The organism is Streptomyces sp. NPDC005791, assembly GCF_042871485.1.
In the GTDB taxonomy this organism is placed as follows: domain Bacteria; phylum Actinomycetota; class Actinomycetes; order Streptomycetales; family Streptomycetaceae; genus Streptomyces.
The window spans coordinates 270,936-281,456 of sequence record NZ_JBIAIP010000012.1; the positions used below are offsets into that span (position 1 = coordinate 270,936).

At 67.4% G+C, this 10,521-nt stretch carries 12 protein-coding genes and 1 pseudogene; 6 read left to right on the forward strand and 7 right to left on the reverse strand.

The annotated features are described in order from the left end of the window. Window positions 1-67: 67 nt before the first annotated feature. From ACFYSH_RS24245 to ACFYSH_RS24255, 3 genes are all read right to left on the reverse strand, one after another. On the reverse strand, window positions 68-1,048 hold the full coding sequence (locus ACFYSH_RS24245; protein WP_388755139.1) for a helix-turn-helix transcriptional regulator: 981 nt from the start codon (window positions 1,046-1,048) through the stop codon (window positions 68-70). 98 nt (window positions 1,049-1,146) lie between these two features. Beyond that, window positions 1,147-1,986: a helix-turn-helix transcriptional regulator gene (locus ACFYSH_RS24250; RefSeq protein WP_388755142.1), complete on the reverse strand. Its 840-nt coding sequence runs from the start codon at window positions 1,984-1,986 to the stop codon at window positions 1,147-1,149. A gap of 68 nt (window positions 1,987-2,054) precedes the next feature. Further along, entirely contained in the window at window positions 2,055-2,645 is a 591-nt protein-coding gene (locus tag ACFYSH_RS24255; RefSeq protein WP_388755145.1) for a TetR/AcrR family transcriptional regulator, read from the reverse strand. Between the two features lie 239 nt (window positions 2,646-2,884). On the opposite strand from ACFYSH_RS24255, the gene ACFYSH_RS24260 reads away from it, so the two are divergent. From ACFYSH_RS24260 to ACFYSH_RS24280, 5 genes and pseudogenes are all read left to right on the forward strand, one after another. Next, the gene (locus ACFYSH_RS24260; RefSeq protein ID WP_388755148.1) at window positions 2,885-3,760 is read left to right on the forward strand and encodes an alpha/beta fold hydrolase; all 876 of its coding nucleotides are present in this window, start codon (window positions 2,885-2,887) and stop codon (window positions 3,758-3,760) included. A gap of 55 nt (window positions 3,761-3,815) precedes the next feature. Further along, window positions 3,816-4,292, forward strand: coding sequence for a peroxiredoxin (locus ACFYSH_RS24265; RefSeq protein WP_388755150.1), 477 nt, complete (start codon window positions 3,816-3,818; stop codon window positions 4,290-4,292). Window positions 4,293-5,786: 1,494 nt separating this feature from the next. Further along, window positions 5,787-6,068, forward strand: a complete 282-nt coding sequence (locus ACFYSH_RS24270) for a type II toxin-antitoxin system Phd/YefM family antitoxin (protein ID WP_164493698.1) — start codon at window positions 5,787-5,789, stop codon at window positions 6,066-6,068. Beyond that, window positions 6,065-6,328, forward strand: a complete 264-nt coding sequence (locus tag ACFYSH_RS24275; protein ID WP_359478431.1) for a Txe/YoeB family addiction module toxin — start codon at window positions 6,065-6,067, stop codon at window positions 6,326-6,328. The genes ACFYSH_RS24270 and ACFYSH_RS24275 overlap by 4 nt, the downstream gene beginning before the upstream one ends. 418 nt (window positions 6,329-6,746) lie before the next feature. Then, a pseudogene (locus ACFYSH_RS24280) lies at window positions 6,747-7,145 on the forward strand (hypothetical protein); the annotation flags it as partial. 442 nt (window positions 7,146-7,587) lie between these two features. On the opposite strand, the gene ACFYSH_RS24285 reads toward ACFYSH_RS24280, so the two are convergent. Further along, complete coding sequence (locus ACFYSH_RS24285) at window positions 7,588-7,899, reverse strand: hypothetical protein (protein WP_359478434.1); 312 nt, start codon at window positions 7,897-7,899, stop codon at window positions 7,588-7,590. Between ACFYSH_RS24285 and ACFYSH_RS24290 the strand changes: the two genes are divergently transcribed. Further along, the gene (locus tag ACFYSH_RS24290) at window positions 7,898-8,044 is read left to right on the forward strand and encodes a hypothetical protein (protein ID WP_359478437.1); all 147 of its coding nucleotides are present in this window, start codon (window positions 7,898-7,900) and stop codon (window positions 8,042-8,044) included. The genes ACFYSH_RS24285 and ACFYSH_RS24290 overlap by 2 nt on opposite strands. Before the next feature lie 166 nt (window positions 8,045-8,210). On the opposite strand, the gene ACFYSH_RS24295 is transcribed toward ACFYSH_RS24290, so the two are convergent. The 3 genes from ACFYSH_RS24295 to ACFYSH_RS24305 form a co-directional block, all read right to left on the reverse strand. Then, window positions 8,211-8,723 (reverse strand): hypothetical protein, encoded by a 513-nt coding sequence (locus tag ACFYSH_RS24295; protein WP_359478439.1) that lies wholly within the window; start codon window positions 8,721-8,723, stop codon window positions 8,211-8,213. Then, window positions 8,720-9,019 carry a hypothetical protein gene (locus ACFYSH_RS24300; RefSeq protein ID WP_173313100.1) on the reverse strand — a complete coding sequence of 100 codons (300 nt, stop codon included), beginning with the start codon at window positions 9,017-9,019 and terminating at the stop codon, window positions 8,720-8,722. The genes ACFYSH_RS24295 and ACFYSH_RS24300 overlap by 4 nt, the downstream gene beginning before the upstream one ends. A 115-nt stretch (window positions 9,020-9,134) precedes the next feature. Continuing rightward, a partial coding sequence (locus tag ACFYSH_RS24305; RefSeq protein ID WP_359478442.1) for a polymorphic toxin-type HINT domain-containing protein occupies window positions 9,135-10,521 on the reverse strand: 1,387 nt, incomplete at its 5' end.

Sequence of the window (10,521 nt, forward strand, 5' to 3'; positions counted from 1 at the left end):
CGGACACATACGGTCCTGGTCTCCCACCGGTCGCTGCGCGACCCGCCCGATCGTCACGAGCGGCTCGTCACGGCTGCTCGTCGGCTCCCTGCCGGCCCGCTTCGTTCCCTCGGTACAGAGCGTCGAGCCGGGCGAGCAGCGCCTCGCGAACGGAGTCGGGGGACAGCACCTCCAGCGGCGTGCGCAGGCTCAGGAGGTAGCCGGCGAGCTGGTCGGGGTCGGACCCGCCGATGCTGATGACCGTCGCGTTCGGCCCGTCGGGTTCATGGGTGGCGACGATGGGTGCCACCAAGCGCCGGGCGTCGTCGTAGGACAGCGGAAGCCGGACGCGGGCGAAGAAGGGATATCCGGTGCGGGTGATGGTGTCGGAGACCAACTGCGCGGCGTCCGGGGCATCCGGCACCTCGACCACCTCCCCGGTGGACTCGACCTCCACCACCCGGTCCGCACGGAACGTCCGCCAGGCCGACCGTTCGACGTCGCGGGCCACGAAGTACCAGTGGACGCCGGTGTACACCAGGCGGTACGGATCGACGCACCGGACCGTGGTGGTGCCATGCATGTCGCGGTAGGTGAGTGTGGTGCGCTCGGAGGCCCGGCAGACGGAGGCCAGCAGCAGGAGCACGTCGGCGGACGCCCGGGGGGTCTCGCAGCGCGGAGTGTGTTCGACGGTGGCATCGAGCCCCTCCAGCCGCCTCGCCATCCGGGTGGGGAGGATCTGCCGCAGCTTCAGCAATGCCGACAGTGCTGCCGGGTCGGCACCCAGTGCCGCTCCGTGTGCGGCTTCCCTGAGCGCCACGGCTACGGCGAACACCTCGTCGTCGTCCAGGTTCAGCGGCGGCATGCGGTTGCCCGCGCCGAAGCGGTAGCCGCCACCCGGCCCCGGTACGGACTCCACGCCGTAGCCGAGCTCACGCAGCTTGTCGACGTCCCGGCGCACCGTGCGCTCGGTGACGTCCAAATGCCTCGCGAGTTCCGTGTTGGACCAGGTGGGCCTGCTCGACAGCAAGGACACCAACCGAAGCAGCCGAGCAGAGGTGGTGATCATGGAACGAACCTATCCGGGAGCCGCGAACGGGGTGGCCCCGCGTGGGTCGGAGCCGGCGCGGAGCTCTCGCACACCGCCGTCGCGGCGCCGGCAGGACATCACGCGATGGTCGCGCCGCGCTCGGCAGGCCCCACGAGGGACGTGACCGCCGAGGCGCTCGCACTGCCGGCTTCGGGCACGCCGACCAGGAGCTGCTGTCCTGGAGCGTCGTGGACGTCGAAGGTCTGGTACGTCAGCTCGATGCGGCCGGCGCCGGGCAGCACGAAGACCTTGTACGCACGGGTCATGCTCTCGACCTCGTTCTCCTGCCACAACCTCCGGAAGTCCGGTGATTCCTGCGACATTTCGGCCACGAGACCGCTGATGCCGGGGTCGTCGGGGAACCGGCCCGCGTGCAGCCGCAGCGCGTGCACCGTGGCGCGCGCCACGACGGGCCACTCGACGAAGACCTCTCGTGCACGAGGATGCTGGAACAGCACCCGGACCATGTTCGAGGTGCCCTCGAAGGGTGCGAGAAGTACGGTGGCGACGGCGTTCTTCGCGAGTACGTCGAAGGCAGGGCTCAGCACATAGGCGGCGGCTGCGGGAAAGGCGTCCAGCAGATGCAGCAGAGAAGGATGGACCAGGTCACGGCCCGCGGCGGAGGTGAGCGCGGGGTGAAGGCCCGCCAGCCGGAAGAGGTGGGTCCGCGCGTCCGGTGTCAGGCGCATCGCCCGTCCCACCGCGTCGACCACCTGCGGTGAGGGGTGGCGCTCGCGCCCCTGTTCCAGGCGCGCGTAGTAGTCGACGCTCACGCCGGCGAGCACAGCCACTTCTTCCCGCCGCAGGCCCTTGACTCTTCGGCTGCCACCACCGGCGAGCAGACCCACGTCGGTCGGTTCGGTGCGGGCGCGGTTCGCGCGCAGGAAGGCACCGAGTTCGTTCTGCGGCTGCTGCATTTTCCGACCTGTCGGTTGGGGCGAACGGAAGGGTGATGTAGGGACCGGCGGGGCGGACACCGCCCTCGCTACCGGGCTTTGCGCCCGTCCTCAAGGAGGGCGGAGACAGTCCGCATCAAGTGCTCACGCACCGATTGCGGATCATCCAGGTCTCCCCCGGCCATCGCACCGTCCCGCAGGAGGATCAGCACCGCGGTGGTGTGCTCGCTGTCGGTGCAGCCCGCAGCGGTCGCGAGATTCAGGACCGTGTGCCGGAACCAGGTCCGGTGGGCCTGGACCGCCCGCCGGACAGGATGCTCGGGGTCCGGGTACTCGGCGGCGGCGTTGATGAACGGGCAGCCACGGAAGCCCGGCCCGCAGATCTCCGCCCCGATGCCCGCCATCATCATGAGCAGCAGGGCTTCGGGGTCGGTACTCGTCCGGAACGCCTCCGTCACCACCGACCTGATCTGCTGGTCGCGTTGCTCGACATGGGCGAGCACGAGGTCTTCCTTACTTGGGAAATGGCGGTAGAAGGTGACCCGGGTGACCTGGGCCTCAGCGATGATGCGGTCCACGCCGACGTGACGGATGCCGTCGGCGTAGAAGATGGCGGAGGCCGTCTCCAGGAGCCGGGCTCGGGCCGGAGACGCTGCCGCGGGGGCTTGACTCGGGGTCATTGCACCACCCTACCGGAACGACCGTTCTCCATCAGAACGGCGAAACCGCCGCACCCTCGGTCCCCCGGGTGCAGATGACTCACTGCCAGCCAACTCCTCAGCCGTCACAGCTTCCAGCGATTCAGTCGTCGATTGACGATCACGAGAGCGAGCGCTACGGTCGGCGAAGTAGATAGAACGTTCCATCTACTCGTGGAGCCCTCCGGGTCTCCTCATGCCACCAACAGGGAAGGCACACCATGTCCCGACGTCACACCCAGCCCGTACGCCGTACCCGTCGCGCCGTACTCGCGTTCGCCGGCGCGGCAGCCCTGGCCGCCGCCGCAGCCCCCGCCCTCGCCAGCAGCCCTTCCGATGATGGGCAGACCATCGCGGCCGCCGCTGCCGCCTCGCACTCGGCGCCGAAGCCGACCGTCCTGCTCGTACACGGCGCCTGGGCCGACTCCTCCAGCTGGAGCCCGGTGATCGACCGGTTGCAGGCCCAGGGATATCCCGTACAGGCGATCGCCAACCCCCTGCGCGGGCTCGCCTCGGACGCGGCCTACGTGAAGAGCCGGATCGAGAGCATCGAGGGCCCGGTCGTCCTGGTCGGGCACTCCTACGGCGGTGCGGTCATCGGGGAGGCTGCCACGGAGGAGCCCAATGTGAAGGCGCTCGTCTACGTTGCGGCCTTCGCGCCGGACAAGGGCGAGTCGCTCGGCGCGCTGGTCGCCAAGAATCCCGGCTCGCACGCCACACCGGACGCCCTGAACCCCGTCCCCTTCGACATGGGCAACGGGGTGAGCGGCGTGGACCTCTCCATCAAGCCCGACAAGTACCGTGACGTGTTCGCCGCGCCCCTGTCCGCACGCAAGGCCCACAGCCTCGCCGCCGTGCAACGGCCGATCAGCGCCGCGGCGCTCGAAGAGACCGCGACGAACGCCGCCTGGCGAGGCATTCCCTCCTGGTACCTGGTCACGCGCCAGGACCACGCTCTGCCCCCGACCACCCAGCGCTTCATGGCCCAGCGCGCACACGCGCACACCACCGAGGTCAACGCGCCCCACGCCGTCATGCTGACCCGCCCGGACACCGTGAGCGGTCTGATCCGGCAGGCGGCGACGGCCACCCGATGAACGGCACGACGTTCGCACCAGCTCACCCAGCACTCGCCGCACACAAGGAGACGCAATGGCAGGCTCGATAGAAACAGGAAGTACCGCACCGGAGTTCGTCCTCTCCGGAGGGGTGCTGCGGGACGGTGACTTCGCCCGCGGGGCCTACAGGCTCGACACCGGACGCGCGCGTCCCCTGGTCCTCGCTTTCTACCCGCAGGACAACTCAAGTGTCTGCACCAAGCAGTTGTGCTCCTACTCGAGCGGGCTGGAGCAGTTCACCGAACTGGGTGCCGAGGTCTGGGGCATCAGCCCACAGGACATCGACAGTCACGAGGAGTTCGCCCGCACGAACAACCTCCGCATGCCTCTGCTCAGCGATCCGGACCGCACCGTGGCCAGGCTCTTCGGCGTCGCCGCTCCCGGCGTCGGCCTCAGGCGCTCAGTGTTCCTCATCGCCCCCGGAGGGCGGATCGCGTGGAAGCACGCGGCGCTTGTCGGCTTGACCTGGCAGCCCTTGGAGAAACTCACCACGGAACTCGCTCTGCTCTGAGCCGAGATCCCGAGCGGTGGGGCTTCAGCGACAGCAAGCCGCATCTGGGCCGGTGCCCAGGCGCTCGCCGGCTGAGCACCCGACAGCGCCGCCTCAGCAGCAGCGGCGGCCGCGCTGCTGAGCTCGTCTTACAGGTACCGGCGAAAGGAAGCAAGGTGGTGCGCGGTCCACGGCCTGGGATGGCCGAAGCCAATTGCTGGCCGCGATGGAGCCCCCTGGCGTGCTCTCGGCCAAACTGCAGATTTCCAGCCCATACCCAGCGCCTCAAGAGCACGCCAACGCTCGCTCGCCGGCACTCGGCCAGCCGGCCAGTCGTCCCACTGTCCGGAGGAGCAGCGGGCGGACTCCTCTCTCGTGCACTTCACCGTGGCCCGAACCGAGTCCCCGGGCACCGAGGGGTGGGCGCTGCCGATGGGATTTCCCCCGGCGGCGACGCGGCCCGACGAACACCCCCCGGTGGCGGGCGCCGGCGCCCGCGGTCCGCTTCCGGGCGCCACGTCGTGCAGCATGGCAGCGACCTTCGACGGCAGCCCGCCGCGGCATCGCCAACTCCTCGACCATGGAAGCGAGAGCGCGCCGAGAGATCCCCGTGAACAGCCGCTGCACGCGGTGTCTCCTGGGAGACCGGGCACGGCAGGGACAGCGGGGACGTCATGCGATGGGCCGATCGCGGACGGAGCATGCAGCCTCCCGCGGCGGCCGTGGGACCGCGCCACGACACTCCCTCAGGAAACCGCCACAAAAGGCCAGGTCAGACGCATCTAAGGTGCGCCGGCACCCGGCGACAGCGGGCCAGTACCGCACGGCGCGCGGCTAATACCGCACGGAAAACAGCCGCGAATCCACGTTTCCACAGGTCAGAACGTTTCCGCAGGGTAAAACTGGTGGGCGGGTGGGACTCGAACCCAAATCGGTGACGCGTCTCACCTGCGGTTATCTCAAGGAGTCCGACATACCCACCTGTTTCAATCTGGCTGCACCCTGCTCGATCCGACTCCAGCGGGTTGCGGTGCAGCGTTCGCTGCACCGACCCGAGAGGCACATGAGGCCGCATCCCGGTCGTCCGGTCACGTCCCTCTCAACCGCACTGAGCGGAAGTCTCGCTTCCAGCCGGCAGGCCGACCAGAGAATCTGAGACATCGGCCAGGCGAACGTCCGGCATAACCATCAGTAACGGTTCGTCGAACGCCACCGAAGACTGCCGCAGGCGCGGGTCGAGGAGCACGCCGCCAAACCGGGCACGCCTCGAACGCCGCCAACTCCGCGCAGGCGAAGTCCGCTACCACCATGCTCGTAAGTGATCATTCCCGAGTTCGCGACGATCACGCTTATGAAGCAGGTCGACCGCGAAAACGACGAGGCCACCACACCAACTGAGCCGCCCGACGGGCTCTGCCGCACCCCAATGCCACCGAAGGCGGAGCCGCATGGCCGTCCGGAGGCGGATCGCGATCAGCCTTACGGGGATCCCCTCTGTACGTTATCGTGTACGTCATGAAGACAATGAGTGTCACCGAGCTACGCGCGGGCATCGCCGACGCCCTCGACGCGGTGGAGAACGACGCCGAGGAGCTGGTCATCACCCGGACTGGCCATGAGCCGATGGTCGTCGTCTCGCTCGCCGAGTACGAGGCACTGAAAGAGACCGACTACCTCCTGCGGTCGCCCGCGATGGCCGAGCGCCTGCGCAGGTCCATCGAGCAGGACCGGGCCGGCCAGGGTGCACTTCGCGAGCTGGTGGATCCCGATGACGAGGCCGGGCGTGGCGCCGCGTGAAGGTGCTGTTCGTCGACGACGGCTGGAACGACTACCTGTGGTGGCAGGGGAACGACCGCAAAATACTGAAGCGCATCAACCAGCTGATCGCCGACATCGACCGGGGCGGCCACGAAGGAATCGGCAAGCCCGAACCGCTGCGGAACGACCTCTCCGGCTACTGGTCGCGGCGTATCAACTCCGAACACCGGCTGGTGTATCGCATCGATGAGAACGCCATCATCCACGTGGTGGCGTGCCGCTTCCACTACGGACGGTGAACCAGGCGCATACCCACGGGCCATGCCTCGGCTCTTGACAGCGCCCATCAGCCTTCGCAGGACGCAGGCACGGGCTCGCGATCCACGTGTCCAGGGCGCGACGGTTTACTCGGAGGCGTATCGGACGCTGGGCATGGTCGTGATCCCCTGCTCCATGATGACCTCGCGGGCATCCGCTCCTGGGAGCGAGCAGCGCCCCTACACACCGTGGGGAGTCAGGAATCCAGGCGACGCGCGCTCAGCCAGGCGACCATCTCAGGGTCGCGGTGGTCGAAGAAGAGCTACGTGCCGGCTTCTGGGGTGGCGATGGCGTCCCTCTGGGCCTCGGTGAGCTCAAAGTCGGGGGCGTCGATGTTCTCCGGCGCCCAACGAGAACCTCCCCGTCGGCAGGAGGCGTTCGACAACCTCATGCACCAAAACCCTCACCGGTCACACCAGTGAGCTGCACTCAGTGGCGGTCTCGCCTGACGGAACCCGGCTCGCCTCTAGCCACATGGACCGGTCGGTGCGGCCGTGGGACCGCAGACCACTCATCCCACCGAGAAGGCGCCAAAACCCCAGGTCACGGATGCCCGGAAGGTCACGAGGACGCAGAACGCTGCACGTTCGCTGCACCGTTGCGGAGCCCGCAGGTCCCCAGAAAACGCGTTTCCCCAGGTCAGAACGATTCTGCCTGAGGACACTGAGTGGGGCGGGTGGGACTCGAACCCAAAAGCGTGACGGCTCTCACCTGCGACGATGCCGAAACGGCGGACATAGCCACCCGTTTCCATCCGGCCGCATCCCCCTCGATCCCGCTCGGAAGGGGATCGGTTAGGCGTTCGCCACACCGTTTCCCCCTGCGCCCCGCACGCCTACCGCATCTGCGGAGCCTAGGAGGACTCAGCCCGCCGACGTCCCCGAACCACTGCCTAGGTCATCATGGCTCCCCACACCCTGGCCCATGTCCGCCCCTTGCGTACAGTCACGCTACGTGGTACCGAACTCTTGGACTCAGGCGACCACGCGTGGGCGGTGGGGACGTCCTCATATCCTCCGTCGGCTGCGGATGACCGCGCCGAAGGCCGCACACAGGAGGCTGAGCACCCCCTCTGGACGTCTCGCTGCTTACGGTGCCGAGCTCGCTACTGGGCCGTCGGCGGTCTCGTCTCCGGCCAAAACGTCGGCAGCTCCACGTCCCCGAGCGATCACGCATCAGGTCGTCAAACGCCAGGCCCCGGGCCCACGGCCCGGGGAACCTGTCGAAGCGTCCGAAGTGGCTACGGGTTCTTCCTGATCTCGTAGCCGTACGGCTTGTCGACGTTCGTGCTGAAGAAGAGCACCTGCGGCGAACCGTCCTTAGCGACCATGAGAACGGCTATCTGGTCGGCGTCCGCGAACGAGCCGCCGGCGTCGATCATCAGGTTGAGGCTGTCCTCGTCTATATCATCCCGCTCCCAGGTTCCCGCGCCGGCGACTCTGTCCTCGGCGGGCGGCTCGCCGAAAGCGAAACCGATGGACTCGGTGGGAATCCCCCTGAACCCGCCCCGGGTTTGATGGAGACATCGAAGACCCGGAAGGATGCCGATCATGGCTGCTCCCCGTAAGTGCCCTGACGAGTTGCGCGAGCGCGCGACCCGCCTGGCCGTCGAGGCCCGCAAGGATCCCGCGGTGCGGCGCATCGCCGACTCGGAGCGGTGGTCGAAGGCGCCGCTGAAGCACTCGGGCACCAGGTAGGCCAGGGGTGCCGATCAGGACGTCGGTGGTGATGTCGTGTCGGGCGTCGCTGCTCTTGGTGATGCCGAAGTCGACGACCGTCGCTTTGCCGTTGTACCTGACGATGATGTTGGACGGCTTGATGTCCCGGTGGGTCAGGCCCGCCAGTCACGTATGGGCAGGGCAATCATTCTTCCGGGTCGTCCTCAGGCAGCTCCTCCTCCGTATCGCGGACGGTCCAGTCGTCGGCCAGCAGCGCGACGCCGTGAGCACCGAGCCATGCCGAGAGGCCGTCGTACGACAACAGCGCGGAGGCGGCCTCGGCAGGGTCGCCGCTGAGCTGCCGCAGCGCGGGGGTGGCGAACTCCAATTGATCGGCCGCGAATCTGCTCCATGCGTCCCGATCGGTCACCTCGAATGTCCAAGTGCCTGACACCACGAGAAGATCCCTGTCCTGTTCTGCTTCCGATGTGGCGTCGAGTTCCTCCGAGCTGTCTTCCCAGCTGTCTTCCTCAAGCTCGGCGAAGGGGCTGTCCCAGTGAGTCTGTTCACGAACACACTCACCGTATGCGGCTGCAGCTCTTCTGAGGGCTTCAAACGCTTCGATGCCGGCCTCACCGGCCTGATCCGGTGCGGACATGACCTGAGCGTGCTGCCGCAGGGCAACGATCAACTCGTCGAGGCGGTCTTGCATGCTCACGGGCGCTCGCTGCTCTCTGTGCGGGAGGCGGGGGCCCAGGAAGTCTCCGCCATGAAGCGCTTACGGAAAACCGTGCCGGGAGTCGCGAAGGCGACTTCGAGTGCCTCATGGGGCACGTCGCGGCTCTCGGTACGCCGGGGAACCTTGCGGTAACCGCACGCGCGCATAAGCGTCGTAGCCGAGGCCCAGCTGTCCGATGCCACCACTACTTCGTCGAGAGCGTCGCAGGCATTGCTCTCGTCGGCCAGGACCGCGTATGCGATCACCGAGCCCGCGACTCGGGCTCTGGCACTCATCCCACCCATGTTCACTCCATCGGTTGCGGGTGGCGAGGCCGCCGAAAGGCTGCCTCGCCACCCAGTCCCTGTGACGGGAATCGACTCTACTGGTCAGCTGTGAAGCGTCTTCTGATCAGCCCCGGCGCCCGAGACCACGTCCGTGCCAGCGGTAGTGGATGGTGCCGTACCGACCGTTCTTGCGCCACGTGAGGTGGGAGTGGCCACCATTGCTGCACGGGCCACGGAGCTCGCAGCTGTAACCCCTCCGACTCAGCCGCGCGTGGTCCTTTCGGCGCTGCTGGTATGCCTTCCTCTTGTTGCTGAACCATTTGCTGCTGTTTCGCGGGCCGCAGTTGTGCACGAGAGCCGGCTGCCCGTCAGCGACCACAAAGAAGGTATGGCTGCCAGCGACAGTCAGGTTGAAAACAGTGCGGACCGCCTGAGTGCGACGGGTTGCCGTGACAACAGGCGTCGTACCGCTCGTATTGATCAGACGCGACCCGGTGGAGAGTTCTGACGCGTTGAGCCAGCCACGGCCTTGGGTGTAGAAGGGGTGGTTGGCCGTGGCGGTGATCGTCTTGGAGCGGCCGTTGCCGTCTGCGTCGACGGAGAGAGTCACCAGTTCCTTCAAGCCAGCACCGGTGATCACGTCCACGACGGGGGAGATGGTGATCTCTCCTGTCACCTCGTCGACAGCCTGTACCCGATTGCCTACGGCCACGTCACTGATGGGCTTGGTACTCCCGTCGGCCATGACGACGGGGGTGTCGGGAAGGAAAGAGTTGCGGCGGCAGCTGCGGGCGATGGTTCGTGCGGCGCGGATGGCGCGGTAGCCGCGGTAGGCGCGGTAACCCCAGGCGGCGGCGCCGAGGCCGGGGATGAAGCCGGCTGCGGTGAGGGCGATGTCCCATTTGTTGCGCCAGGCCCAGCGCTTGGCCTTCTTGAACATCTTCTTCCACCCCCACTTACCATCGAGGTCGAAGCAGTTGATGGGGTCGGCCGTGCAGTATTCGTAGGCGTTGGCGTTGCCGCCCTGGACTGGGTCGACGGACAGGAAGCGGCCGGTGGCCGGGTTGTACTGGCGTACGCCCATGAGGGTATAGCCGGCGACGGTCTCGCTGGAGCGCTGTTTGCCGCCGAGCCAGCCGTAGCGGACGGCTTTCTGGTCGGTGCGTGCGTTGCCGTACTCGTCGGTGTCAAGGGCGATGGGTGCTTCGCCCGCGTTGAGCGGGAGTTGCAGGGCGATATCGCCGTGGATGTCGGTGAACTGGAGCACGGTGTCGCCGGTGGCGCTGGTGATCGCGCCGAGGTTCCCGGAGAGGGAGTCCACGTTGCGGGTGAGGGCGCCGGTGGCGGTGTTCTCGATGATCCAGCGGGGGTTGTCGCTGTCGCTGTCGTAGGGGTCTGTACGGTGAGTGGTGTAATTCCCGTACTGAAAGCGACAGTTGATGGCTGACGTGAAGAGTGACATCGAGGTCGGGGCCGCTGTGAGTGCGACGGGCCCCGTGGATGACGGGCTG

Excerpts from the sequence above, each read along its gene's own strand:
- ACFYSH_RS24300 (WP_173313100.1), bottom strand. The coding sequence starts at position 9,019 with ATGAGTGCCAGAGCCCGAGTCGCGGGCTCGGTGATCGCATACGCGGTC.
- ACFYSH_RS24290 (WP_359478437.1), top strand. The coding sequence starts at position 7,898 with ATGGCTGCTCCCCGTAAGTGCCCTGACGAGTTGCGCGAGCGCGCGACC.
- ACFYSH_RS24265 (WP_388755150.1), top strand. The coding sequence starts at position 3,816 with ATGGCAGGCTCGATAGAAACAGGAAGTACCGCACCGGAGTTCGTCCTC.
- ACFYSH_RS24270 (WP_164493698.1), top strand. The coding sequence starts at position 5,787 with ATGAAGACAATGAGTGTCACCGAGCTACGCGCGGGCATCGCCGACGCC.
- ACFYSH_RS24285 (WP_359478434.1), bottom strand. The coding sequence starts at position 7,899 with ATGATCGGCATCCTTCCGGGTCTTCGATGTCTCCATCAAACCCGGGGC.
- ACFYSH_RS24260 (WP_388755148.1), top strand. The coding sequence starts at position 2,885 with ATGTCCCGACGTCACACCCAGCCCGTACGCCGTACCCGTCGCGCCGTA.
- ACFYSH_RS24250 (WP_388755142.1), bottom strand. The coding sequence starts at position 1,986 with ATGCAGCAGCCGCAGAACGAACTCGGTGCCTTCCTGCGCGCGAACCGC.
- ACFYSH_RS24255 (WP_388755145.1), bottom strand. The coding sequence starts at position 2,645 with ATGACCCCGAGTCAAGCCCCCGCGGCAGCGTCTCCGGCCCGAGCCCGG.
- ACFYSH_RS24245 (WP_388755139.1), bottom strand. The coding sequence starts at position 1,048 with ATGATCACCACCTCTGCTCGGCTGCTTCGGTTGGTGTCCTTGCTGTCG.